The sequence below is a fragment of the Thalassospira sp. GO-4 genome (genome assembly GCF_023588965.1).
Lineage (GTDB): Bacteria > Pseudomonadota > Alphaproteobacteria > Rhodospirillales > Thalassospiraceae > Thalassospira > Thalassospira povalilytica.
On the sequence record NZ_CP097807.1, the window covers coordinates 2,836,368 to 2,863,260 of the forward strand.

Genomic DNA, 26,893 nt, shown 5'->3' on the forward strand with positions numbered 1-26,893 from the left:
GTTCTGAATTCATGCCGTGCTAGCCACGGTTTGCGGGCGCGCAGCCTTTGCAGACATACGGCGCACTTCCAGAACCTCCCGATACTGCGCGAGATGTTGCTCGGCGCATTCCTGATAGGTCGTCACGCTTGGTATTCCCTCGCGCATCCGATCCCAGATCTTGTTGTCGCTAAGGACTTCGATCATCCGATCGGCAAGGTCTTCGGCACTTCCGACCCGGAAATGCAGACCATTCACGCCATCGGTGATTTTTTCGGCCATACCGCCAATGTTTGAGCAAATCATCGGCCGCCCGTGGAAGAAGGCTTCCTGGATCACGACGGGCGAGTTTTCCCACCAGATAGATGGAATGATCGTCCAGTCGGCGAGCTCCATCAGCTTGGGCATTTCGGTATTCTGATAGGCGCCGTAAAAGCGCACGCGCTCGCCGGCCTTTTCAATCAGGTCATGGACCTTGTCCTGATATTCCTTGGGCTGGCGATCAAGGTTGCCACCAAAGATCATCAGCCGCGCATCATCGCCCCAGATTTCATCAGGCACACGCCCGACCGCATCCAGAAGAATGTCAGCCCCTTTGAACATCGTGAGCTGCCCGAAAAATGCAAAGCGCGACCGGCGGGGCTGGGTCTTGGACAGCGGGCGGTCTTTGGCACGCTGATCGATGTCGAGACCATTTTCGATCACCGACATCTTTTCGGCCTTCATGCCCCAGTCAATGAAACGGTTGGCAAGGAATTCACTGGGCGACACATAGTGATCAGCCAGTTCCAGCATGGCCTTGATGAAGCGTTCGCGCCGAAGAAATGATGCGGGCGAGATGTTCGGGAAACAGCCGTTGCAATCAATCGGGCTTGCACGGTTGCACAGCTTGGTTCCGCCGCTTTTGATCATCTGCCCGTGATTGTGGCAGATCGTCAAAAACTCGTGGAAGGTAAAGAAAATCGCGGTTTCCGGCAGTGCTTCGCGAATGGCATAGATGGTTTCCAGCCCAAGCCCGAGATAGTGATGGAAATGCACCACATCAGGTTCGTAATCCTTCACAAAGCGCAGGAAATCCCGGTCGATTTCATCGGTACTGCCATTCGACAGAAGGAAATGATCATAGTTTTCCGCGTGATAAAGGATTTCGTTTTCCTTTTGACGCAGGCTCATCAGGGCCGAGGCCCCGTGACGCGGGACCGGGTTGCCAACGCGGGCCAGATAGAAGCTTTCGACCCCGTCAAGGGCGTTCAGCCCTTTGTGCAGGTTATAGGAGGCCACTTCGGCCCCGCCCAGCGAGATGCTGGGATGGCCGTGCGAAATAACGAGGACACGTAAATCAGTCGACGGCATTGTTGTGGCTCCGCAAATTTGAAACGACCAATGACCAGCGGCGATCGAACGCCCAGCGGTCAAGACGATTGGAAAGTTCCTCCCAGGCAGGGGCTGTGCTTATGGATTGTTCGCTGCCCAGTACTTCGACATCGGGGATCCAGTAGGATGGCGTGCCCGCCATGCGCAGTTTCAGCGCAAGATCGAGACTTTTTTCCCCCGGCCCGATATAGCCACGGGTAAAGCCGTTGCTGTCCTTGAAGGCCTTGCGCGGCAGAATGCAGCATTCCAGGGTTCCGGCGCTGACTTCGCTGGGTTCGGCGTCAGCAAGCACCGCGCATGGATAGCCGACATACCGGTCCGACAGATACTGACCGCCATTGGCGTTGCTGTTGATCCAGGTCCCGGCCCAGCGGACAGAATCGTCTTCAAACAGAATGGTTGGCGAAACGAGAACCTTGCTGCCGCGTTTGCTGTAAGCGGCCAGCAACTGATCAAACCAGCCATCATCGCGCGGCAGAATATGCGCAGATACCAGCCCGACTGTTTCGGAGCTGGTGGCATCGACACCAACTTCGAGCGCATCGCAATAATCTTCGACGCCCTCGGCGAACACGATCCGGGTGTTAAGTTTGTAGAAGGCCGCAAGACGCAGGATTTCACTGCCGACCTGATCGAAACTTTCGACCGGACCGGCAATGACAATCGGCAGATGCCGGGTCGCGCTATCAAGTCCCAAAAGGGCAATGGTGACCCCGATATCATTGATCGTGTCATCAACCCCGACCACAAGGGTCACCGGCGCATTTTCGTCAAAATCCCCGATATCGTGAATATCGACCGCGTAGGGACGTTGTGCTGTCATGGACTGCAACATCGGGCCGAACTGACGTTCGATACTGTTTGATGCCGTCACCGAGCGCGGATCAAGCGATGGCAAAACCCGTGAAAGCGCCTGACGGGCCGAGGCCCGCGTCGGGTTCAGCGGACAGTAGGCCGGGAAAGCATCACGGATGCCCAGTTCAAGATAGGTTGCCTGATCGGATGGCGGGGTGGCTTCCAGCGGACAAAACACCAGAAAGCCGTGATTGTTGCGGGCCGGGTTCATCGCGGAAAACATCGGATCATTGGCAAAGGCATCGGTCACATCAGCGCGTGACTGACGCGTCCAGTGGTCATCAATGCGCACGACTTCACCACCGACACGCAGTGACACATTCTCGACGGCACGGTCGGGATCCAGCATCCAGCCGGAAATCAATATCCCGCTGCCTTCGATCAGAAGGGAGAAATCAATCCCGATGCGAACCGGGCGATCCAGTTCCGAAACTGTGTCGCGACCATCAAAACGATGTGCGGCCATTTTAAGGGTATGCAGGATTTTTTCCGGCGCACGCACACGATCAAGAACCGAACGAATATGGGCCGGGACGTCGGGTGGGGCTACCAGAACGCGGTGCTGGTAAACTTCGATCGAGTACCAGGTTTCGCGCCCGCGGAAATAAACCCGTTTGAGTTTTTTCGGATTGATCGGCTTGTTACCGAGCAACAGGCCGGTGACACCCGATGCCTCGTCACCGAGATCATCGCGCTGGAAATCTGCGCTGGTCAGTTCTGCCAGCACCGGGGACTCTTCCATGGCGATGACACGGGTGCGCCCGGTGGGGAAGCCGCTTGACCAGCCCTGGATATAAACATCACCTTCTTCGAGCCCGCCCAGGACTTCGATAAAGCCGTTACTGCGTGCCGCACTTTGCACAAGTGCGGCCACCTTGCTCAGGCGTTTTTTATCCGGATCACCGGCAAGCAGGGCCTCGATCAAACCATCAATCACGGTCGCAAAAGCCGGGCCGGACTGATCGGCGACGGCCGACAGGATTGCTTCGATACGTTGCTGGCGGCTATCAATCCGGTATTCACGCGGTTTGCCAGCACCGCTGAACAGGGCGGTTTTCAAACGGCGCGCGGAAACATTTTTCATCGGTAAAAGCGCGACAAAGCCATAGGCGTTTTCGGGTTCCGCATCGTGGCGGCGCCATGAAATGATGGATGCCTGAACTTTGGCGTCGGACTGACTGTTAAGGTAGATATCAATCGTTGCCGGCAGAGCATTCCCGACCCCGACCATCAGCGCCAGACTGTCATCGACCAAGGCGGCGACAACAGTTCTGCCATCAAGTGGCATGCCATTCTGTTCTGTCATTAACCGGCCTCCTTGTATTTGCGCATATGCTTTAAAGCGGATGAGTGCGGTGCCATGGTGATCACCAGACGAAGGCGCCGATTGCCAATCCGGCCGTTACACCGATCAGGCAGGACAGGATTAGCAACGGGGTTTTGAGATCATTGGTGTGGCGTGCGGTCAGGACGGAAAGGCGTTCGTCAAACCCGCCCAGCGATTTGTCAAAGCGCACCAGAAAGACTTCGAGTTCATCCACCCGGCTTGACAGTTCTTCCTGACCGGTACGGACCAGTTTCACGCCTGCTTCGATACCGTCATCGGCCGAGGCAAGTTCATCCATGCGTTTCGATGCACTGACCAGACGTTTGGCGGCTTCGCGTTGCCCGTTTTGCAGGATGTGCTGTGCCGCAAGCAGCCGGTCCAGCCGGTCCAGAATCTTGCCAAGCGGTGCATTCAGCGCAGTGTGGGCTTCCTGTTCGCTTTGGGTCGGAATACGCAGTGTGATTTCGTCCTTAGTGCCGGGCATGACGGCACAAACAGAAAGGCTGTCGACACTGGCAACAGCTGCATCGGGCAATTCCACCTCGAATGCGTGCTTTCCATCGCCGATACCATTGCGGCGCAAATCGACGCGTTCATTTTCGGCCGTCTCGCGCAGCAATGCATGGCCGTGAAGGCGCACGACCACCTCGATCCGGGCATCCGGGTTTTGCGGCGACCAGACCCAGCCATAGAGCCGGTTCCGGTCAATGGCATCGACCCGCCCTTCCAGGGTCGGCGCAGGTTGCTCGGCGTCTTGTGCGACGCTCGGCGCCGGGGTTTCTTCCATCGTCTGTTTTTCAGCAACAGCCATAGCGGCCTCCTTGTTGAACGTCAGGCGGCAACAAAATCAGGGCGAACCATGCGGCGGATCATCGCCAGATATTCCTGCGCGACATCGTCAATCCCGGCCGGCGCCCGGACATGGCCCGACAGTTTTTTCCAGAGTTTCGGATTGGTTGCGCAGTCTTTCATGACGCGGGCCAGCTCGGCCGGGTCATCGGGGCGCACATGGATACCGTCATGGCCATCGCGAACCATTTCGGCCATGCCGCCGATGGAACTGGTGATCACCGGACGGCCATGCTGGAAGGCTTCCTGAATGACCAGTGGCGCATTTTCCCACCAGATCGACGGCACAACGACCCAGTCGACCCGCGCCATCAGATCGGGAATATCTTCGCGCTGATAGGCGCCGATATGGCTCACCTGCGGGCCGCTTTGTTCGAACAGATCGGTAATGCGATTGGTAAACTGGTCGGTCTGATAAAGAGCAGCACCATGGATGCGCAGATTGAAATCGACCTGGCTTTCCGAAAGAATCCGCCCGGCTTCAAGCAGAACATCCGCCCCCTTCCAAGGGTTGAGATTGCCGAAATAGCCGAAGACATTGGGCATTCCGGCGGCACCGATATCGCGTTTGGGCGCGGCCGGGACAGTTGGGCGACCATTATTGATCACCGAGATTCTGTCTGGCTCGATGCCCCAGTCGATATAACGATCGCGCAGGAATTCGCTGGGCGAGACAAAATGATCCACCACGCGCAGATGGTTGCGCAGATTGACCGCGCGCATCGCATGTTGATCGGGCGTAAACCCATCAAGCCCGGACAAACGCCCGGTGGCGTCGGCCTTGGTATAGCGGTTTCTGGTCCCGCGATGGATCATCAGACCATCATTCGGGCAGATCTGATAATAGTCATGCAGGGTCATGACAATCCGACAGTTCGGCAGAACACGGCGGATCAGCATTGGCAATTCGATGCCCCACAGCACCAGATGATGGATATGCACCACATCCGGGGCCCAGCTTTTCAAAAGGCGTGTGAAATCCGGGGCCACCGCATAAAGATCGGTCTGGGACATGTTGAAGCGATCAAAATGCCCCGCCCAAAACAGCATTTCATCACCAGCATCATTGATGGCCTGAAAACTTGTGCCCGGGCGGCGTTCGCGATGAACATCGTTGGTCGCCCCGATGAACAGCGCTTCGCATTCTGCACGTTTGTAGGCATGAAACAGGTCATGGGCGAAAATTTCTGTCCCCCCCGGATGCAGATCGGGGTGATTGTGGGCAAGCACCATTATCCGCGGGTTCATGCGTTCCTCCGTGGTTTCCGGGCAATCAGGAAATCCTGATAATGGGCCGCTGCCTTGCCGCGCCATGCGCCAAAGCTTTTGGTGTGGATGTCAAAGCCGGCAGTCGTCAGGGCATCATCAAGAAAGGCATCGTCAAACCCGACGGCGGCCATCGGATTTTCGCCACGCAGATGCCAGCAGGGCTGACCGTCGGCCTTTTCGAATGCCTTAAGGCGGGCATCACGGTCCGGATGTAACGGATCATCGTCCGCGCACATGACAAAGGCGGTCAGAAACAGCCGCCCGCCCGGGCGCAGCACACGAAAGACCTCGGAACAATAGGCTTCGATTTCGTCTGGCGGCAGGTGGGTTGCCACCGAGATCATTGCGGTGAAATCGAATGTTCCGTCCTGAAAAGGCAATCGTATGCCGCGCCCGCTGATTTCGCCTTCCGGGTTGTAAAGTGCGTTCCTGATGTCGGCACATTCAAACCGGAAATTCGGATAGGCTGGCGTGATGGCGCGCTTGCACCATTCAATGCCGTTGCGCACGGGATCCAGACCACGATAGATCGCCTTTTCGGGGTTCAGGAACTGTGTCAACGGGACGGCAATGCGGCCAATACCGCAACCGATATCAAGAACATCGTCAGTGGTTTTAAGCCCGCCCATGCGGATAAAATGATCAAGGAATTCCGCGCCGATAATCCGATAATCGCCATCGCCGACAAAGACGTCTTCTTCGGGGGGAACCGGGAGAAAACGGTTGGAAATGATTTGCTGGCACAACCAGGCAAGATGGGTTTCGCCAAAATCGGATGTCAGCGGGGATTGGTGTTCAGACAATGCAAGAACCTGGCTCATGCCGCTTCTCCGTCAGTGGTTTTTTGCGATCGGTATTGCGGCACACCGTTGGTGTGAATGTCTTCGAGCACATCCCCCCAGCGCGCGGCATGCAGCCAGGCGTTATATTCGGCAGCCACGCCGCGCATGTAATCAACATGGGTGGAAATGGATTTGCGTTCGAAGTGATAGAGGCTGACATCGGGGACGTATTTGATGTCGAAATCGGCCTTGCGAATTTTCAGGCAAAGATCGCTGTCTTCGTAGTCGCCAATCACATAATCCTCGGTGAAACCACCGACCGCTTCAAAGGCATCACGATGGATCATCATGCAGGCACCGGTGACACCGGGGACCGAGCGTTCAATATTGGCATCCTTGAACTGGTCGGGCATGCCTTTGTGATAGTGGTAGTTCAGCCATTTGCCGCTTTCATTGCGGGCAAAATACATCCCGGCATGCTGGATCGAGCCATCTTCAAACAGGAGTTTCGGACCGACGACCGCGACTTCATCAGCACCGCCCAATTTGGCGGCCATGCCTTGCGCCCAGCCGGGCGTATGGGGGATGACATCAGAATTGAGCATGGCCAGAAAATGCCCGTGCGCCTGTTCTGCGCCGGCATTGCAAGCCCGGGCATACCCGCCATTGCGCGTCATCACCACCAGGCGCATCGGAATGCCATACAGAATATGCAGACCGCGCAGCAAATGTTCGCATTCTTCGGCCTGTTCCGGGGAATCAAGCACGAAGACCAATTCACAATATCTGGCGACCCAGTCATCACAGGCAAACGCCCCGACCTGCGCACGCAAGAAGCCCAGAACACGATAGAGCGGCACAATGATCGACACATCCGGGTCGTCGTGCGGGGTGCCGATTTCGATCACCCGGTCAACCTTGACCGAGCCCATCAGTTTTTGCTGCAGATCCCCAATCACAGGTGCAAGGCAGTTTTCGATAATGTCTGCGGTCAGGTGTTGTGGGGGCACAGCGCGCAGAATGCGCGCGCGCGCCTCGGCGGGGTCGATCGGCTGGGCGGGCGGAACCATCAGATGCCGATTACCCGATTTCAGGCGCATCAGGCTTCTGGGTTGAAGGATCGGGACCGGACTTTGGATACCCTGATAGAACCCGACAAAGCCGGTTGCCGGAACTGTCCGGTCATCATCCTGTACGTTGCCATGATATCGATAAAATCCATCCCCGAACGGATGGGCGATACCGTTGCTGTCGAGAAGATCTATGCTGGCAATCATATCGACCGGATCGCGATACCAGCCGCCAATCAGGGTGCCGCGTGCCGTTGTGACCGCAAGATCAACCTCGCCACTTGGAAGTGACCCGCCACCCGAAACGCGCTGGCTTGAAAGCGGACAGCGGAGCTGGAATTCAATCGCGGCCTTGCTGGACTTCATGTCAGCACGTGCGAGCGTACCAATGATATATTCGCGCAGATCGGCGTCCGATTTGCCCTGTTTTTGCCACCAGCGGGCCAGTGATGGCAGGCCTGATGCATCGGGCAGATGACGCACGGCAAGAGTGCGCATACCGGTAACAACCAGATAAGCCCCTGTTTCGGTGCTTGCCCGATCCGCAATCATATAGGCAATCTTTTGACCGCGCGGTCCGGTCCGGCTGATATGGGGAAGCTGTGTCAGACGCCTGAAACCCGACGGGGCAACAATGAATACCGCCTCGACATCGTTAAAGGCATCAGGCAACGCGGTGGCCAGCAATATCTTTTCATCGGACAGTTTTGCGACGGCTTTGGCCGGCTTTGGCCGGTCGACAATCGCCGCGACGAGCTGACGCAGGAAATTGTTGTAGCTTTTGGACAACCGCAACCGGAACAGGCTTGCCCACATCCCCAAAAGTGTCGACACCAATGAAAGCCGACCGGCGGGCGTCACACCGTTCAAAAGCGTTGATGCACTGGCAAATTCAAAATCGCCATCGGGGTCAATTGTGATCTCGTCCTTGCGGCCCAACGTTCCGGCCTCGGCCAGAATTGTGACCGGTTCATCCACCGGACGGCGGATGACGCGCAGCAATCGGGTGCCGCCCCCGTCGAGCGGCAGACGCAAAGTAGCCTGCGGCGAAATCGCAGCACCATCAATCGTTTCAAGCTTGGGAACTTCCCACAAACGGGTGGGTGTATCCCAACTCAACAACAACGTATCAGGGTTCAGCAGGCAAACACCGGGCGCTTCGCCGGTCGTCCGCACTGCATCGGACGAGGCAAATTCAAGCATGACATTCTTTCACTTACTTGAAGATCAGGACGGGTAGCCCGCAGCCGAAGCTGCGGACGCCCATATTGGATTACTGAACGCTAAAGAAGCTGTCCGGATCGTCCTGGATGTCTTCTGCATCGACATTGTTAAGGGTAATGGAATCACCATTCCCAAGGTCGATGACAGTATTGGCGCCAACTTGCGTTGCACGTGCAGCAACGTCATCGGCGGTTTCAATGCCGGTGTCGTTGATATTGCTGCTAATGGAAAGCATGTCCTCGCCAGCCTGGAAGTCGAGCACGACATCGTTGCCGCCACCCCCGGAGAAGACAAAGGTGTCTGCGCCGGAACCGCCGGACAGAACATCGTCCCCTGCACCGCCTTCGAGGACATCATCCCCGGCACCGCCCAAGAGAACGTCGTCACCTTCACCACCCTGGAGAACATCGTTTCCAGAACCGCCAAGCATGACATCATCACCGGCACCGCCGAGCATGATGTCGTCGCCACCGCCGCCGATCATGACGTCATCGCCAGAACCGCCGTCGAGCACATCGTCACCTGATCCGCCAAGCATGATATCGTCACCCGATCCACCTGACAGAACGTCATCGCCAGAGCCACCTGACAGCAGGTCGCTCCCGGCACCTCCGATCAGTGCATCGACGCCCGACCCACCAAACAGAAGATCATCACCTTCGCCACCAATGGCTACATCGTCGCCTGATCCGCCGAACAAGGCATCATCGCCTTCTTCGCCGAACAGTACGTCGTCATCACCTTGTCCGAAGATTGTGTCGTCTCCGCCACGTCCAAAGATGACGTCACTAAAACGAGATCCGAGAAGCGCATCATCAAAGGCGCCGCCTTCGAGAGTTGCCATGTAATCCTCCTTCGTGTCCCAACATTAATGACATCGCGGGGATGTTTCCCTCGCGAGAGGATGGCCGTTCCCTCAGGGCGGTCTGAGCCCCGCGGATAACGGCCACTCAGAAAACCCTACATTTTTTTACTTATCTACTGAAGGGTATTGTTGTGATTTTATTTTGTCAACATTGTGACTTACTTCGATATTGATTACATATATTCGACAAATACTGTTTTTATTTTACTTATTATTTAATTCAAAATTTGATCTATACTTGTAAAGAAAAGGGTCAATCCCGGTTTTCTGCCGAATTGACCCCAGTTCCGCATCACGCGGGGAGGAATCACTCTTCGCGGAAGGCCTTGTCCATGCTCTGAACGATCGGGTCGACCAGATAATCGATTGCCTTGCGCGGTGTTTTCAAAACCAGAATGTTCGCAGGCATGCCCGGGCGCAGTTTGATATCTTCATGCCGGGCAAGTTCGGCCGGATTGATGGCCGCGCGCACGATGTAATAGGACGCATCGCGCTGTTCATCGACGGTTTGGTCAGGCGCGACATAGCGTACCTCGCCATTCAGGGGGGCTAATCGGCGCTGACTATAGGCGGTCAGTCGTATTTGCGCCTTTGAGCCGACTTGAACCGAGTCGATGTCCTGTCGGTTGATGCGTGCTTCGATCACCAATGGTTCATCTTCGGGGATGATATCCATGATCGGTTCAGCCGGACTGATCACACCGCCCGGCGTTCTGATCTGAATGTTGGCGACCGTTCCTGCCTGTGGTGCTTTTACCTCAAGCCGGTTCAGGACGTCCATGCTGGCGCGCATGCGTTGGGTGACATCATTCAGCGCAAGCTGGGCTTCCTGAATTTCGGTCGCAATATCGCTTTGCCATTCCATTTCGATTGAAGCCAGATTGATCTCGGCTTCGGCCTTTTGCTGCTGTGCGGCGGCTTTTTGGGCCTTGAATTCGCCCATATCGCCAACCAGATCCGACCAGTTGTTTTCAATCTCGACCAGTTGGGTTCGGGTGGCAAAGCCCTTCTCGGCCAGTTCACGGATCCCTTTCAGCTGCTCGGCGACGAGCTTTTCCTGACGGGTGCGGGCTTTGATTTGCGAATCGAGCGCCTGGGCTTCGGCTTCGAATTGATCGATCTGTTTGGCCTGGGCATCGCGTTTGGCTGCATAGACCTCGTTACGTTTGGCAAACAGGCGTTCCTCGTCACGCAGGATGTCGTCGACATAATCATCCTCACTGGCCGTCAGTTCCTGCGGGAAAGTGATGTTTTGCAGACCACGCTGCTCGGCACGCAATCGCGCAAGCTTTGCCATCAGGCCATAACGTTCACCACGCAACTGACCCAGTTCGGCCTCGCTGCGCGTGCCATCGAGAAGCGCCAATACCTGACCTGCTTTGACTTTCTCGCCCTCTTCGACCAGAAGCTTTTTCAGGATGCCGCCTTCATAGTGATTAACGACCTTCTTTTTGGAATCGACAATCACCGAGCCGGTCGCCACAGCCGCACTATCAAGCTCGGCGGTAAAACCCCAGGTCAGGAAACCGCCAAATCCCAGAATGATTACGGCGAGACCGGCCATGATCGGCTTGCGCAGGCTTTGGCGTGATGCTTCGCGTTCTTCGGACAGAATCTGGTGCCAGGCGACCTGGGGCTCCTCGGCCGGGATCGTTGCCCCGCCTTCATCAAGGTTAATGACACGGTTCATGCCGCACCTCCGTTTTCCTGCTTACGTTTGACCGAAGGCAGGCTTTTGATATCGTCATTTTCATTGGAAAGATTGCGGATCACGTCTGTTCGTTCGCCAAATTGCTTGACCCGCCCGTCCTGCATCACCAAAAGCTTGGTCGCGTATTGCATGATGCTTTGACGATGGGCGATCAGAACCACCATGGCACCGGAATCGGCGGCCTGGCGTACAGCACGGATCAGAGATGCTTCGCCTTCGGCATCAAGGTTGGCATTGGGTTCATCAAGAACCAGAAGCCGCGGCCAGCCATAAAGTGCGCGCGCCAATGCAATACGCTGTTGCTGCCCACCCGATAACGTATGGCGCCCGGCACCAATCGGCGTGTCATAGCCCAGCGGCAACCGCCCGATCATTTCATGAACACCCGCCGCACGGGCGGCCTCGATCACCTTGCGGGGGTTGGCGTCACGCATGCGACTGATATTGTCGCGGATGGTGCCATTCAAAAGCGACACCGATTGCGGCAAATAGCCGACCATGTCGCCAAAAGATCCACGTTCCCACAAAAAGGCATTATGCCCGTCAAGATAGACACCGCCATTTGCAGGTTTTGACGCGCCAACCAGCAACCGTGACAGGGTCGATTTGCCCGCCGCCGATGGCCCGACAACACCAAGGATGTCACCCGGTGCGAGCTCGAAGCTGATTCCGCGCAGAACCGGTACATTTGAACCCGGTGCGGCATAAACCAGATTATCAACAATCAGCGGGCCTTCGGAGCGCGGGGTGGGTTTGATTTCACGTTCAGACTGGCTTTCTTCGAGCATCGATCGGATGCGTTTCCAGGATGAAAATGCCCCGACCCAGGCCCGCCAATCACGCGTGACATTATCGAACGGCAACAACAGCCGTCCCATAATCACCGTGCCGCCAATCATCGCACCCGGTGTGGTTTCGCCCAGAATGACAAGATAGGCGCCCATGGCCAGCACGATGATTTGCATTCCAAAGCGCGCTGAACGCGTAACGGAATACATCCCCTTGCTGCGCATATTGCCGACATCAAGCAGCTCGCTCGCATGAATTTGGGCCTGCCGCCAGCGCAGGGCCAAGGCAGGCATCATGCCCATTGCTTCGATCACCTCGGCATTCGAGACGGTCGATCCGATATCACCGATATTGCGCAAATTGGCGTCGGTTCCTTCCTTGGTGACCTGACGGACCATCAGGTCCCCCAACAGGCTCAGCCCGATCAGGGTCAAGACCGCCACCAGACCGGCAATCCCGTAATAGGGATGCAGTGCAAACATCACGAACAGGAAGATCGGCGACCAGATGGCCTCAAGCGGGGCGGCGATGGTGGTACCGGTGATGAAGTTGCGCAAATCGGACAGGTCCCGCAGCACCTGGGTTCCGTGCAGGGATCCTTTTTCAAGAGCCACCCGCATGGCCGCCGAAATCGCAGGCAGGTTCAGGCGACGCAGAAGTGACTTTGCCATTTCCTGAAACACAAGCGCGCGCAGGAAATCAAGAATGCCATAAAGGATGATGGCCCCGATCGCGATCACCAATAACAGGATCAACGTGTCGGTGCTTTGGCTGTTGATCACGCGATCATGGACCTGCAGCATGAAAAGCGGCACGGTGAGTTGAAGGATATTGATGAAGCCGCTCATTACGCCGGCCCAGCCCAATCCGCGAACAAAGGTGAATCGGGCTTCACGAATGACGGACCTTGCATCAAGTTCTGGTCGTGCATCCTTGGAAGCGGCATGTTTTGCCAGCTTTTTACGGCCAAATTGCATCGAAAATCATCCAATTAAGCAAAAGTCATAGTTTTTCCGCAATCTAATCACATAGTTGCGATGGCATGATGATCTACAATAAAATCAAATATGTCGATCTCATGTTGACGATTGGACAATGTAAAAACATTAACAACGGAAGTAATTCAAAAATAAAAATACTTTGTAATTACTTCTGAACAACGAGCAAACTGTGGGAAGTAAAAGGCGTTCTGGAAAATTGTTCAAGAACAACGTCTTGTTATCTTCCCCAACACGAAAATTGTGCCCGGGAAAACCTTCCCTGGCATCAACTCTCGCTTGGGACCAGATAACGGATCGAAAGTTATGACCGTCACGCATCTTGAACTGGCAAATACCGTCGAGCGGATATATCGGCGGTTTGCGGATTTGTTACGGGTAGATCTTATCCGACTCGGAAAGGATGACATCAGCCCGGCGCAAGTGGCGCTGCTTTTTAACATTGGCGAAGACGAACTCTCGGTGCGCGATCTTTTGGATCGCGGCCACTATATGGGTTCAAACGCGTCTTATAATCTCAAACAGCTTGCTGAATCTGGCTATGTCGAACGACAGGTCATGGCACGCGACAGGCGATCTGCACGTCTGAAACTGACGGCAAAGGGTCATGAACTTTGTCAGGCATTGCATGAACTCCACGAGGAATATCACGACGCCCTGACCAGCAATCTTGAAGACCAGCAGGAAATGGAAACAGCGTTGCGTACCTTGCGCAGGCTGGAAGAATTCTGGACACAGACTCTCAGGTACGGGGGTGTTCCCGTCAACGGGTCCGTCGCTGTTCAGGAGGCACGAAACAGAAGATGAAAATTGTCCTCGTTCATCGTCATGGACCTGGACAGTTTGTACATCTTGCCTGTCATCTGGCCAATGCCGGATGGCAGGTATCGTTTCTGTATGAAGCCATGAATGTGCGACTGCCCGGCATCCGGACACTGCGCCAACCAACCACCCCACCGCCACCGGCCATGCCCTTTGCCCAATATCATCAGGAAGTGGGCCTGAAGGCTGCCAAAACGCTTGATAGCCTTGTGCGTGAGGAAGGCATACCGGACATCGTTTACGGTCACATTGGCTGGGGCAGTATGATGTTTGCCCGTGATGTCCTGCCCGAAACACCCCTGATCGGGTATTGCGAACATTACTATCACGCGACAGGACGTGACGTCGGTTTTGCGCCTGATGAAGACATAACACTGGCCAAGCGGACCCAGCTTCGTCTGCGAAATGCCGCACAGTTGGCCACCCTTGACCAGCTTGATGCGGCGATCAGCCCGACACGCTGGCAGAAATCGGCTTTTCCTGTGGCCTATCACCACAAGATCGGTGTCTGCCATGAGGGTGTCGATACCCGTCGATGCCGCCCGAACCCGAACGCCGAGCTAACGCTTCCCGATGGAAGGGTGCTTGGCACTGGCGATCAGGTCATTACCTATGTCGCGCGCGACCTTGAACCATATCGCGGCTTTCCCACGTTCATGCGGGCGGCTGCAAAGCTTGCGAAAGAAAACCCCGATGCTGTTTTTGTCGTCGCCGGCGGGGACGGGATCAGTTACGGACAGCCACGCGCCGATGGCCGGAAATGGCGTGATGTCATGTTAGACGAAACCGGGATCGATCGGTCGCGCATTCATTTTCTTGGCCAGATCCCGCATGACCAGCTGATCCGCATGTATCAGGTCAGCTCGGCCCATATTTATCTGACATATCCGTTTGTGCTGTCCTGGTCGATGCTCGAAGCGATGGCATGCGGGGCCCCTGTCATTGCCTCTGACACCGGCCCCTGTCAGGAGGTGATCCGCGATGGACAAAACGGATTTTTTACCGATTTTTGGGACAGCGAGACACTAGCCGAAAAGATGGCCTTCTGCCTGACCCGACAAAATGATCTGGGCCGAATGCGTGGACAGGCCCGCAAAACGATTATCAATCACTTTGACCTTGAACTGTGCCTCGACAAACAAACCAGCCTGCTTGAACGCATGGTCTCCGCCGACATGGGGCCGAGTGCGAGGCCGCGAATGTGACTGATCTTTCGGGGATGCATCTTGGCCGTTACCGATTTCGGTCCTGTCAGGAACACAAAAGCCGGAGATGAAGGGTATCCTTCGTCTCCGGCTTTGTGATGTCAGGTCACTATTTTAATCGTGGACTTAATCGTGGAACGACCGCGTCCTTCGCAAACGCACAGATAGCCCTTATCGACCAAGTCAGTAAGGTGGCGCGTCGCTGTCGCCTTACTAACGCTATTAATCGCAGCATATTGTGATGCGCTTATGACATTTTGATCCGCATCATCGTGGAGCATTACAAGAATTCTAACTTGTTGCGTCAGAAGTCGATTTTCTGGCTGCATTGTCACGAGGCTGTTCGCTTCAACACTCCAGCTTAATCTTGTAATCGCCCCGTCGAGTGCATTTTCCAAAGTTTTGAAAAACCAGATCATCCATTCCGTTATGTCCAAACCGGAAGACTGAGTTCGCCCCAACACTCGGTAATAGTTCTCTCGGTCGGCTAAAATGTAAGGCGCCATTGGGTACAAGACAGCATTTTTGTCTGACTGGAATAGTGCCAGGTCAGCAACCGCGCGTGCGCTCCTGCCATTGCCATCTTCGAACGGATGCACGGTCACGAACCACAGATGCGCCAAAGCAGCTCTCGAAATCGGATCTATTTCTTTGGCATCTCGGCTAGAAGCGAACCAGTTAAGGAATGTTTCCATCTCAATTGCGACGCGTGACGGGCTAGGGGCTTCAAAATGAATTCTCCGGTCGTCGCTTCCGCCTGAAACCACGTTGACATCTTCGGCTCGCCATGTTGCCGGCTGCCCGATTTGAGCTGGCGAGTATGTCCTCTCGAACATGCAGCGCTGCCAAGCCCCTAGTCGATGGGGAGTGAGGTCTTCAGACTGTTTGTCGAAAACGTTTGATATCAAATTGGCGGCGTTTCCCTCCAGTAACCCGACACTCTTGGCCTCATCGCACGCAGAAGGTTGGCCAAACCCGCGCTCGATTTCATCGGATATAACAGTTGCGTCAAGGTGCTCGCCCTCAATTGCAAAAGAAGCAACAATGTTCTCGGTAAGTGCTTTGGTGATTAAGGCTTGGGTGCCGTTCAGGGAATTGACCAATCCGGCCACGTATCCCTGTTTATGATAAACAGGAGGTAAGTAGGCTTGGATTTGCTGGCTATCCCAAGTGAAGTTGGGCCAGTCGCTGAGCTGCCAGTTCCATCTGCCCATCACAACATTCCCTCGTGAGCCGATTATCACCATATTCGGCTCACATTATGACGTGAATAAATTTCACGGAAGAGGAAAAACCTACAACAACTCGCGATTTTGGCAAAACACCCCCCCAAGAGGCGCATCAATGAGCTCCTAAGAACTGAAGGCTAAGCGTGGGGGGGGTATTGTTATAGAAAATATATAATACCGAGCCATCAACTTGCAATTCAAATCGCGGGGTATCAGCCTACTTTGAAATTCCCGCAAACTGATACCAGCTTCAAATCTGAACTGTCAGAGCTTGCGAGTTCAAGTCGAACCTTTTGGTCAACTCTATCGGCATCGTGTATTCGAGCTCTTTACCGTCACTAAGCAAATAAGACGTTGTTTGCGGTTCGCGGTATGCATCCATTTCCATCTTTGAAGCACCAACATACAGCCCACGAATTAGACGAAAGCAGCCGCTGTGGGTCACGATCACATGTGGGTTGTCGACGGAAAGCTTGGCAAGCCAATGCTTGATTCTTGTCCTCAACTGATTTTTGCTCTCTCCGTCGGGGACCTGATAACCCCAAATATCACGTTGGTGTGCATCAAACTCCAGAGGGCAGAGCCGAGAAATTTCTGGCAAGGTCATGCCTTCCCATCCGCCATATTTGCGTTCTGCAATGGCATCATCAAACTGGAAATCCGAATACCGGATTCCCCAACAGTCTGCTAGAACAGAAGCTGTCTGGCGGGCGCGGCCGAGCGGACTGGAAAGATAACTCACTGCATTGTCAGCAGACAACTTCGTCCAGATATCACGCATGTTTTCAGCAACGGCACAAATCTGACGGAACCCGTTCACAGTAAGTGGAGCATCCTGCCAGCCTTGCAAGCGTCCCTCCATGTTCCACTGGGTTTCGCCGTGGCGAATCAACAGAATTGTCGGGAGTTTCGTTTCAGACATTTTCGAACCTTCGCTAAGGTTGTCACAAAAACAGGGGCACTGAACTGCCACGGCGTTCAATGCCCCAATCGGTTGAAATCAATCGCGGATCAGAACGGCCTGGGCGGGATCGAGCTTAAGCGCAACGTTTTCGCCCTTCTCCATCCGTTTCTTGCCACGCGTATGGCGTTCATCGACCAACAGTTCTTGACCGTTTACATCGATGGCATATCGCACCATACCGCCGAGAAACTCGGCAGATGCAACCAAACCCGACAGGGTGTCTTTCGTATCATCACTGCCAAATTCGATACTTTCCGGACGCACTACCAACCGTGCCTTGCCGGGCACTTCGTCTGCGCTGACCGGAATGCGAAGGCCGGCACCGCAATCAAAGCTCCTACCGTTGGCAGACATGACAACTTCACCCTTAAGGATGTTTGCAGTCCCAAGGAATTTTGCAACGAAGCTGTTGGCTGGATTATCGTAAACCTCGTCAGGGCGGCCAATTTGCTGCACCACCCCGTCTGCCATAACGGCAATTCGGTCACAGATCGTATTGGCTTCTTCCTGGTCGTGGGTGACGAAGATCGTGGTAATGCCCAAACGACGTTGCAACTTGAGAAGGTCCTGCCGCATTTGCACACGCAAATTCGCATCAAGGTTTGAAAGCGGCTCATCAAGAAGAAGAACACGCGGTTCCACAACGATGGTACGTGCAAGTGCAACACGCTGCTGCTGTCCGCCTGAAAGCTGCGACGGGAAACGTTCGGCATAGTCCCCCATGCCAACCAGTTCCAGTGCGGCACGGACTTTCGGCCCGATTTCTGATGCCGGAACCTTGCGTTCTTCAAGGCCAAAGGCAACGTTTTTGGCAACCGTCATATGCGGCCAAAGTGCATAGCTTTGGAACACCATGCCGACATTACGCTGCCAGGGAACCGACCCGACAATGTCCTGCCCATCAAGCTTGATCTGACCTTTCGGGGTCGGACCAAATCCGGCGATGGCACGAAGAAGCGTCGATTTACCCGAACCGGACGGGCCGAGAAAGGCAAAGAATTCGCCCGGACGAATGGCCAGATTGACCCCTTTGAGAACTTCGGTATTGCCGAATGACAGGGAAAGATTTTCGATGTCGATCTGAACCGGTGAGGATTGCATCGTGGTCATGGTGTCGGCCTCCGCGCGACGATTATTGGAAGGATTGCTTGTTACGGTCATGCGACGTCCCCTGTCGCTTGTTCCATGCTGCTGCGTTGCTGACGCGCACGGTCAACCATGCGGTGTGACAGATAGGTCGCCAGACCAACGATGATCACAGCCATGACACCCAGTGCCGCACCCGGACCACGTCCGGCCGCGGATTGCATGAATAGGTAAAGTCCATAGGCAAGCGGTGCGTCATTTTCAGTCGAAACAAGCATGATGGTTGCTGACAACTCGACCGCGGCGGTCGAGAAGCTGGTAACAAAGCCGGCCACAAGGCCACTTGCCATCAGCGGCACAACAATGCGTCGGACCGTACGAAACTTCGACGCACCAAGGTTTTCCGATGCTTCTTCAAGCGACGGGGAAACCTGCTGCAAGGCAGCGGTGCAGGAACGAAGTGCGTAGGGCAAACGACGCACAGCAAGGGCGATCACGATAATCCCCCACCAGGTTGCCATCGGCTGGTCGGTGAAGGGCATATTCACGCCATAGAACACACGCAGATAACCGATACCAAGCACAACGCCCGGAACTGCAAGGGCCGACACAGCAAGATAATCAAGCCACTTACGACCAATCACATTGGTACGCATCACCACATAGGCGATGGCGGTACCAAGGACGATATCGATAACCCCGGCAAGACCGGCATAGATCAGCGTGTTTTTGATAAAGGTCCAGGCAGACGTAAATGCCGTGCCATAGTGACTTGTGGTGAAGCTGTCAGGCAGAACACTAAAGGACCAGACAGATCCGAAGGACAGCAACAACAAGCCCAGATGCGGTGCCAGAACGATCCCCAGGATCGAGAAAATGACGACATAGCAAAGAATGGCTTCATGCGAACGCAGGTCACGCTTGGACAGGCCGCCCCCACCTTTTTGGGTCGTCGAATAATCCTTGCCGCGCATGCCAAGGAACGCCACCCACATCGCAAAGACCGAGAAGACGATCAGGATACAGGAAATCACATATCCCATCGGATCGGAAATACCGATCGACGAAATACGCAAGTAAGCCTGCGGGGCCAGCATGGTGTTGACGTTCAGCAAAAGCGGCGTTCCAAGATCGTCAAAGACCTTGACGAAAACAAGCGACGCACCGGCAATATAACCCGGCATGGCCAGCGGGAAGACAATACGGCGGAACAGACGGAAACCGCTTGAACCCAGCATCTGGCCTGCTTCTTCCATCGAACGGTCAATGTTCTGAAGGCTGGCACTGAGATTGATCAGGATGAACGGGAAATAGTGAATGGACTGAACGAAGATGACGCCATTCAAACCTTCCATGAAGGGAATGTCGAACCCGAACCAGTCGCGCATCAAAAGGTTTACGCTGCCATTCGATCCAAACAGCAACTGCATGGCCACCGCACCGATAAAGGGCGGCATGATCAGCGGCACAAAGGCAAGCGTCTGGATAATAACCGAACCCGAGAAGTTAAAACGGGTCGTAAAATAGGCCAGTGGCAGCGCAAATGCCGACGCAAACACGACAGACATACCCGACACATAGACCGAGTTGAAGAAGGACTGGCGGAAAAGCGAACTGTTAAAGAAGTCCTGGAAGTTCACCATCGTGAACGAACCACTGGACGGGTCCTGGAACGCCACCTGAATAACCTTCAGGACCGGCACCAGAAGGAATGCCCCAAGGAACAGGACCACAATCCCAGCGACCATGTATGGACCAAGCGAAGAAAAACGCACCGGTCGCGCAATAGCGGCGGAGGACATGAGTATTCTCCAATGTCGGGAAATTAGGCCCCTGCCAGAGAGGTCAATGTGATGAAATTCTCTGGCAGGGAGGGTGAGCATCATGCAGTCCCCGCGCATACCCCCAGCGGCTGCGTGGTCGATCTACATGATACCAGGGAGGTCAGTACGACTTAGAACATGAAGCGGGCCGTATTCGCGAGCTCGGCTGCTTTCTGGTAGTTCTGAACGATCTGGTTATCCCATTCCTGTTCGATCTCGGCCTGACGGCCTTCTACCTTGTCGGTCTGCTTTTTGCGTTTGGATTTGAAAATCGCGGCAAATTCAGGATCATTTGCCTTTGCTTCGTCAATCGGCAAGGTGTGAAGAAGTGCTTTGGCATCCGCGATCAGTTTGGCTGCTTCCGCATTGGTAGCACCGCTTTCAGCCAGTGCGACTTCGGCTTCCTGGATGGCAACAACTGCTGCACGCAGGTCTTCCAGACGATAGGTAATCATCACGTCGAACAACGAGTTCACAACGTTATAACGACCTTGCGAAACCGCGGTATCAAAGTTGACTTCGGATTTGATAGAACCGTCAAACGGGTTCGGCAGGCCCTTCGGTGCATTTGCATAAACGCTTTTATTGACCGGAAGACGCATGATTTTCGGATCGAACAACAGGCCCTGACCGGTTTCAGACATCAGAAAGTCGATGAATTTCTGTGCCGGTCCATTGTTGGGTGCATTGTTGATCACACCGATATTGGCCGGAACAAGTGCGGTGACGCTCGGATAACGGAAATCAACCGGGAAGCCCGATGCCATCGACGAGAAACCGAAGAAGTCGATAACGATACCGATACCAAATGAACCGCTGTTGACCCCGTCCGGAACACCAAAGCTGCGCTCGGTAATGGTTTTGGCGTTGCCCGACATGTCACGGATGGTCTGCCAACCTTTTTCCCAGCCTTCACCCTGAAGGATGGTTTCAATGGTCAGGTGCGTGGTGCCGGAACGCGACGGTGCGGAAATACCGACATGGCCGTTATAGACCGGCTTTGTCAGATCTTCCCACTCGGTCGGCTCGGGAAGTTTGAAGGCATCCATGTAACGTTCGTTCCACATGAAGCCATAACCCGACAGAGCAAAACCGGAATAATAGCCATCCGGATCATTGATCGGATAACCGTTCAATTCAGTTGCAACACCGCCGACAGAAGATTCATATTTCGCAAGAAGGCTGTTTTCTTTCAGCACTTCAAACGCATCGGGTGCCGATGCCCAGAAGATGTCGGACTGGTTGTTCTGTGCGGTTTCAATCAGGTATTTCACGCCAGACGAGGTGCTTTTATTCACGACCTCGACGGAAATCGACGGATTTTCCTTCATGAAGGCATTTTTGAAAACGTCGGTCAGATCAGACGGAAACGACGTTACAATGACAAGCTTGTCATCGGCGGCATGGGCCGTCGCAGTCGCAAGCATTGTGGCAATCGCAACACCTGTCCCCAGGTGGCGAAGAGTCTTGTGAACCACGTTGGACACTGGTTCCTCCCTATTTGGTTGTTCATTGACCGACACTGTCGGCAACCAAACAAGAGCAACGCCTATGCCAGAAAACTCAGCCTGCTAAATTCAACACAACCAGTTGTAAAACAAAGAGAAATTTAACTTCTTCCCGACTTACCCAAACCCAAATTGGGTCAAAATTGACACATAAATCAAAAACCACGTGTCACTAACGACCCGTTATTCAGTGCCAGCAAAGGCACGTTTGTCGATATTGTGGTGCTGCATCCGCAGATAAAGTTTCTTGCGCGGGATCGACAAATAGTCGGCGGTTTCCTGAACGCGCCCGCCACAACGGCGCAAGGCAGATACAATGACCTTTTTCTCAAAGGCATCAATCTGATCAGGCAATGACATAATTCCGGTATCCCTCGGATCAGATGCCATCCCGGCATTTTCAAGCTGCAATGCATAACGTTCAGCCGCATTAACCAGTTCACGCACATTGCCCGGCCATGACTTTCCACGCAGATCATCAAGATTGATTTCGCTGATTTCCGGGATGGTCAAACCATGCTTGCGACAGGCCTTGGTCACGTAATGCACGAAAAGAAGCGCTATATCCTCCCCGCGTTCGCGCAAGGACGGAATGGTCAGGGACGCAACCGCCAACCGATAATAAAGATCGGCCCGGAAACGCATTTCCTCGGACGCAAGTTCAAGATCTTCCTTGGCCGCCGCCACCACGCGCACGTCAATATTGATCTGGGATTTCCCGCCAAGCCGTTCGATCACCTGCCCCTGCAAGGCGCGCAAAAGCTGGGTTTGCTGGCCAAGCGGCATGCTTTCGATTTCATCAAGGAAAAGCGTCCCGCCACTGGCCTGTTCAAGCTTGCCGATACGGCGACGATCCGCACCGGTAAAGGCCCCTGTTTCATGACCGAACAGTTCGCTGGCAATCAGGTTTTCGTTCAGTGCACCACAGTTGATGGCAATAAATGGCCCGTCCTTGCGCGGTCCCAATTCATGCAAGGCACGCGCAACTAGCTCCTTGCCCGTCCCGGTTTCACCATAGATCACCGTATTGACATCCGCCCCGGCAACGACAGCGATTTGCGCTCGTAACCGTTCGATTTTAGGATGGTTGCCCATAATGTGATTTTCGATTTTATAGCCGTCCGAACTGCTATTGCTTAGTCGCCGGTTTTCCAGAACCAACCGACGCAGTTCAGCCGCGCGCACCATCACGGCAAGCAATGTATCCGGGTCCGCAGGCTTTTCGATGAAATCATAGGCCCCGGCTTTGACTGCCTTGGTTGCCATCGGAATATCACCATGCCCGGTCACGATAATGACAGGGATTTTCGGATCAACGCGCTTGACTGCGTCAAGGACACCAAACCCGTCCAGTCCCGGCATCCGCAAATCGGTCAAAACCACGCCGGGCCAGGTAGCATCAAGGGTCGCAACGGCCGCAGCCCCGTCTTCGAACGGGTGTGGTTCGAAATCATTCAGATGCAGGGTTTCTTCCCAGGCACGGCGAATTTCGGCTTCATCATCAATCAACAGGACTGGTGGTTTTACACTGTTATCGGTCACGTTTTAAACAGCTCCACAGTTGCGGTCGTTCCACCCTGTTCACCGGTGCCCGGCAAGACCTGCAAACGGCCGCCAAGGTCACGAATGATATTGAATGAAATCGACAGTCCAAGCCCCAGTCCCTTGCCCGGCGGCTTGGTTGTAAAGAAGGGTTCGAATAGTTTATCGCTGACTTCCGGTGCAAATCCGGTGCCATTATCAACGACTGAAATGATTGCCCGACGGTCAGTTTCACTAATCACCAGATGCAAGGTCGGGTCATCCTGATGTTCGACTGCATCAATCGCATTACTGATCAGATTGACCAAAACCTGTTCAAGCTTGGCCGGGTCGGTCAGGACATGAACTGGGCCGTCGGGATAATCGCGGACAAGTTTGATACTGCCCCGCGTCACGCGGTCTTCGAACAGCGACAGTGCGTTTTCCAGAACCTCGATCGCGCTATGGCGTGTTACGGCTTCTTGCGGTCGACGGGCAAAGCTTTTCAGATGGTTCGATGTCTTGGAAAGACGTTTCACCAGCCTGTCGATATCTTCAAGTTTTTCGCGGCATTTCTCGATTTCACCGCGCTCAAGATACAGCTCAGCATTGTGGTTATAGGAACTAAGCGCTGCCAATGGCTGATTAAACTCGTGGGCAATGCTTGCGGATAGTTGCCCCAATGCGGCAAGCTTGGCCGCCTGCAAAAGTTCGGCCTGGGTTTCACGCAAGTCCTGTTCGGCCTGATGACGCAGGGCAATCTCGTGGCGCAACTCGCTGTTGGTTTCCTGAAGGACCTCGGCATGACTTTCGAGTTCCTGGGACTTGTGGCGGAACAATCGCACAGCATCGGCAAGCTGCCCGATCTCGTCCCTGCCATCGACCAGAACCCGATGTGCAAAGTTGCCATCGGCGATAATCTGCATCGAAGATAAAACGCGCATCAATCGCTGCAACAACTGTCCGCGAATGAAGAACACCGAAAACAGGACCAACAACACCACAGTGGCAAGACCGGCCAACACCCCGAACAATTGCCCGTTTTGCACTTCCTGTTTGATCTGAAGGGATACACCCTCGGTACGCTGGCCACTTTCGCGCACAGTATCGGCAACAAGCCCGCCCAATGCCTCAAGCAAGATGGCACTTTCATTTTGAAGCTGGGCATTTTGGCGACGAAGGGCTGTTTCACGCAGCTTCAGCTCAAGCAAATCACGCGGACTATCGCCATAGGATGCAATTTCACGCCAGATTTGAACCAAGGTGATTGAGCTGCTGTTTTGCTGCAGCGCCGGCAGGTTTTCATTGGCCTCCGAAATGCTTTCCAACAGGCGCAGGCGAAGTTGTTCAATTGCCCCGAAATCATCTTCGCCAACTGCACGCAACATCAATCCCACAATCAGGTTACAAGCCGCGTGCAAACGCCCCAGCGCCTCGGTGAACCGGACTTCGTTGATTACCGGATCAGCCTGAATTTCCTGTCCCGGTGTCGCGAAACTGCGATCAATTGCCGATGTCACATTGAAATTGGCATCAATCAGCAACGGATCCACTTCGAGCAAAAAGTCACTATGCAGACGATTGATCCTTGCCACCTGTCGGCCAAGATCATCGCGCATGGTGAACTTGCCCGCGACATTGGCATCAAGCTTTTCGACATTGCCCATCAAGGCATCAAGTAAACCGGTCAGCTTTTCAGTAAGTTCCGGCGCATAGATCGCAAGTTCGTCACTCAGCTGTTTCAGGTCCCTGAAATGCCCTTCCAGACTGTTCAGGGCTTCTTGTCGGCCATACTGGGTCGTTGCACTTCCCAATCGCGGTGTATCAACCCTGATTTCCTGACCGATTTCGGCAAAGCGTGCACTTGTCGCCGTCACCGAAAGGTTTTCCGATGCCAGATCGGCAACCGTCTGACTGACCCCGCCAAGGGTCAGATTTGAAATCACCGTTGCCATCACGGAAACACTGGCGATGACAAAAATCGACAAGGTCAACTTGGATTTAAGGCTGTTTGGGCGCCACTTCATTTCACGGCACCCGTATCAAGGTGACTTTGAAACGAGTCCATGCGCGCGATCAACTCACGGGCTGATTTGAAACGCTGACTGAAATCGTTTGACCAGCTGTCTTGCACCCGCAGCCTGCCAACAACCGTGTTTTCAGACGGTATAACATCGGAAAACACCCGTTCAAAGCTGTGTTCATTCGCCATAAAAGCCGCAACCGGTACAGATTCAAGCGCATCACGCACCGCAATCAGCAAAGGCTTGGTCGCGTCAGACTGGGTAATCACCGGTGTCGCTTCCAACCGGCGCAATGATTGCCAAAGCTTTCGAAGCTCAAGCAGCCGGTGCGTGATCATGTCATCATAAAGCGCATTGACCACCGCCATGCGACGGGCTGCCAGTTTCAGATCAAGCCCCTGTGCCGGATTGTTTGCAGACGGTAAAAACCCGGCCTGCGGCCACAATTTCGGATCAATCGGAATACGCCGGATTTCCGGTTGCAATAGCAACTGCTGGGCGGCATCGCCACGCAGGAAATCAACGAACTCCAGAGACCGCGCATTTTGCGCCCCCAATCCAGTCACAGCCACGCTGGCCGGGAAATACCAGCCAGGCGAGAAAGATTGAAACAACAGGGCATCACCAGTTTGCGGCTCAGACTGGGCCAGAAAATCGATCCCGATCCCGTATGGGAACCGATTACGTGCAACACCGTCGCGCACACCGAAACTGCGTGCGGTGACGGTCGCAAGGTTCCCGCCAATTTGCGACAACAAGGCCCAGCCATCCTGCCAGCCATATTGTTGCAACAGGCTTTCGACAAAAAGATGGGTGGTGCCGCTGCGTGATGGCGAACTCATACCCAGCAGGCCATAATAATCCGGCGACGCAAGATCGGCGATTTCGATCGGCCCGTTTCCAAATGGTTGATCAGCCCCGGACATCACGCCGATTGTCGACAACGCAAACCCAAATCGTGATCCGTCAGGCGCATCTGGCTGAATACCACCATCGCCAATCGGTTTTGATACCTTGTCCGGGAACTTCGCCAAGGCATCTTGTTGATAAAGAAGTTCGAACGCAACTGGAGAACTGGCCCAAACGATATCAGGAACCGGGCGACGATTTTCGCGCACATGGGAAATCAGGCCGATAGTGTTTTTATTCTGAACACAAACGTCCTCTGCACCCGTTTCCTGAACAAAAAGGTCGATAAACGGTTTGTAGAATGACGACGGATAGGACGTCAGAATGCTCAGTTCGCACGCGCCCGCCTTGCCGTATGTCGCGAATATCGCGATACCAGCAATCAGTCGGAGCACAGCGCGAAACGAAATCGCTGGCCACAAACGCATTGCGTTATTTTCCACGGATCAACGGCTTTTGAGCCTGTTGTCCGCGCCTCCCGAATTGGTATTTGTTTTTATATTTTCCGACGGAGTAATACCCTGTCTGACGAACAAATACTATTCAGGAAGCCACTTCTTGGCGACCCTTTTTGACGAAACGGAACTCAAGGGTGATTCCTTGAACCAAACTTTCAATCCACACTCATAAAAAACCATGGCTGCAAAAGTTCACAGCCATGGTTCCAACTTTACGCGTCACAGATTCTAAATTTATGAGTCAAGTTTCTA

At 54.3% G+C, this 26,893-nt stretch carries 19 protein-coding genes; 2 read left to right on the top strand and 17 right to left on the bottom strand.

Annotation, left to right across the window (positions count from 1 at the left end; all coding sequences use genetic code 11):
* Nucleotides 1-9 precede the first annotated feature (9 nt).
* The 9 genes from M9H61_RS13115 to M9H61_RS13155 all read right to left on the bottom strand — a co-directional run bounded on the left by M9H61_RS13115 (nucleotide 10) and on the right by M9H61_RS13155 (nucleotide 13,071).
* Entirely contained in the window at nucleotides 10-1,332 is a 1,323-nt protein-coding gene (locus tag M9H61_RS13115; protein WP_114112247.1) for a glycosyltransferase family 4 protein, read from the bottom strand.
* Nucleotides 1,319-3,514, bottom strand: coding sequence for a glycosyltransferase family 2 protein (locus M9H61_RS13120; RefSeq protein ID WP_101246862.1), 2,196 nt, complete (start codon nucleotides 3,512-3,514; stop codon nucleotides 1,319-1,321). Before M9H61_RS13120 ends, M9H61_RS13115 begins: the two co-directional genes overlap by 14 nt.
* A gap of 61 nt (nucleotides 3,515-3,575) precedes the next feature.
* The gene (locus tag M9H61_RS13125; protein ID WP_250280900.1) at nucleotides 3,576-4,346 is read right to left on the bottom strand and encodes a hypothetical protein; all 771 of its coding nucleotides are present in this window, start codon (nucleotides 4,344-4,346) and stop codon (nucleotides 3,576-3,578) included.
* 20 nt (nucleotides 4,347-4,366) lie between these two features.
* Nucleotides 4,367-5,632: a glycosyltransferase family 4 protein gene (locus M9H61_RS13130; RefSeq protein WP_250280903.1), complete on the bottom strand. Its 1,266-nt coding sequence runs from the start codon at nucleotides 5,630-5,632 to the stop codon at nucleotides 4,367-4,369.
* A complete protein-coding gene (locus tag M9H61_RS13135) occupies nucleotides 5,629-6,474 on the bottom strand; it encodes a class I SAM-dependent methyltransferase (RefSeq protein WP_250280905.1) in 846 nt (281 codons plus the stop codon). The genes M9H61_RS13130 and M9H61_RS13135 overlap by 4 nt, the downstream gene beginning before the upstream one ends.
* Complete coding sequence (locus tag M9H61_RS13140; protein ID WP_250280911.1) at nucleotides 6,471-8,708, bottom strand: glycosyltransferase family 2 protein; 2,238 nt, start codon at nucleotides 8,706-8,708, stop codon at nucleotides 6,471-6,473. The genes M9H61_RS13135 and M9H61_RS13140 overlap by 4 nt, the downstream gene beginning before the upstream one ends.
* A 70-nt stretch (nucleotides 8,709-8,778) precedes the next feature.
* A complete protein-coding gene (locus tag M9H61_RS13145) occupies nucleotides 8,779-9,573 on the bottom strand; it encodes a calcium-binding protein (RefSeq protein WP_101246857.1) in 795 nt (264 codons plus the stop codon).
* A gap of 328 nt (nucleotides 9,574-9,901) precedes the next feature.
* A complete protein-coding gene (locus M9H61_RS13150; protein WP_250280913.1) occupies nucleotides 9,902-11,284 on the bottom strand; it encodes an HlyD family type I secretion periplasmic adaptor subunit in 1,383 nt (460 codons plus the stop codon).
* Nucleotides 11,281-13,071, bottom strand: coding sequence for a type I secretion system permease/ATPase (locus M9H61_RS13155; RefSeq protein ID WP_250280914.1), 1,791 nt, complete (start codon nucleotides 13,069-13,071; stop codon nucleotides 11,281-11,283). Before M9H61_RS13155 ends, M9H61_RS13150 begins: the two co-directional genes overlap by 4 nt.
* A gap of 327 nt (nucleotides 13,072-13,398) precedes the next feature.
* On the opposite strand from M9H61_RS13155, the gene M9H61_RS13160 reads away from it, so the two are divergent.
* Together M9H61_RS13160 and M9H61_RS13165 are read left to right on the top strand one after the other, a co-directional pair.
* A complete protein-coding gene (locus M9H61_RS13160) occupies nucleotides 13,399-13,899 on the top strand; it encodes a MarR family winged helix-turn-helix transcriptional regulator (protein WP_114112240.1) in 501 nt (166 codons plus the stop codon).
* Nucleotides 13,896-15,119, top strand: coding sequence for a glycosyltransferase (locus M9H61_RS13165; RefSeq protein WP_250280916.1), 1,224 nt, complete (start codon nucleotides 13,896-13,898; stop codon nucleotides 15,117-15,119). Before M9H61_RS13160 ends, M9H61_RS13165 begins: the two co-directional genes overlap by 4 nt.
* A gap of 101 nt (nucleotides 15,120-15,220) precedes the next feature.
* Here the strand turns inward: M9H61_RS13165 and M9H61_RS13170 are convergent, their stop codons facing one another.
* The 8 genes from M9H61_RS13170 to M9H61_RS13205 all read right to left on the bottom strand — a co-directional run bounded on the left by M9H61_RS13170 (nucleotide 15,221) and on the right by M9H61_RS13205 (nucleotide 26,611).
* Nucleotides 15,221-16,333 carry a Fic family protein gene (locus M9H61_RS13170; RefSeq protein WP_250280917.1) on the bottom strand — a complete coding sequence of 371 codons (1,113 nt, stop codon included), beginning with the start codon at nucleotides 16,331-16,333 and terminating at the stop codon, nucleotides 15,221-15,223.
* A 265-nt stretch (nucleotides 16,334-16,598) separates the two neighbouring features.
* Nucleotides 16,599-17,270 carry a histidine phosphatase family protein gene (locus M9H61_RS13175; protein WP_250280919.1) on the bottom strand — a complete coding sequence of 224 codons (672 nt, stop codon included), beginning with the start codon at nucleotides 17,268-17,270 and terminating at the stop codon, nucleotides 16,599-16,601.
* 78 nt (nucleotides 17,271-17,348) lie between these two features.
* Nucleotides 17,349-18,473, bottom strand: a complete 1,125-nt coding sequence (locus M9H61_RS13180; RefSeq protein ID WP_250280921.1) for an ABC transporter ATP-binding protein — start codon at nucleotides 18,471-18,473, stop codon at nucleotides 17,349-17,351.
* Nucleotides 18,470-20,200, bottom strand: a complete 1,731-nt coding sequence (locus tag M9H61_RS13185) for an iron ABC transporter permease (protein WP_114096204.1) — start codon at nucleotides 20,198-20,200, stop codon at nucleotides 18,470-18,472. Before M9H61_RS13185 ends, M9H61_RS13180 begins: the two co-directional genes overlap by 4 nt.
* 152 nt (nucleotides 20,201-20,352) lie before the next feature.
* A complete protein-coding gene (locus M9H61_RS13190) occupies nucleotides 20,353-21,708 on the bottom strand; it encodes an extracellular solute-binding protein (protein ID WP_250280923.1) in 1,356 nt (451 codons plus the stop codon).
* A 204-nt stretch (nucleotides 21,709-21,912) separates the two neighbouring features.
* The gene (locus M9H61_RS13195; protein WP_250280925.1) at nucleotides 21,913-23,271 is read right to left on the bottom strand and encodes a sigma-54 dependent transcriptional regulator; all 1,359 of its coding nucleotides are present in this window, start codon (nucleotides 23,269-23,271) and stop codon (nucleotides 21,913-21,915) included.
* Nucleotides 23,268-25,277 (bottom strand): ATP-binding protein, encoded by a 2,010-nt coding sequence (locus M9H61_RS13200; RefSeq protein WP_250280927.1) that lies wholly within the window; start codon nucleotides 25,275-25,277, stop codon nucleotides 23,268-23,270. The genes M9H61_RS13195 and M9H61_RS13200 overlap by 4 nt, the downstream gene beginning before the upstream one ends.
* Nucleotides 25,274-26,611 (bottom strand): ABC transporter substrate-binding protein, encoded by a 1,338-nt coding sequence (locus M9H61_RS13205; RefSeq protein ID WP_250280929.1) that lies wholly within the window; start codon nucleotides 26,609-26,611, stop codon nucleotides 25,274-25,276. The genes M9H61_RS13200 and M9H61_RS13205 overlap by 4 nt, the downstream gene beginning before the upstream one ends.
* Nucleotides 26,612-26,893: the final 282 nt, after the last annotated feature.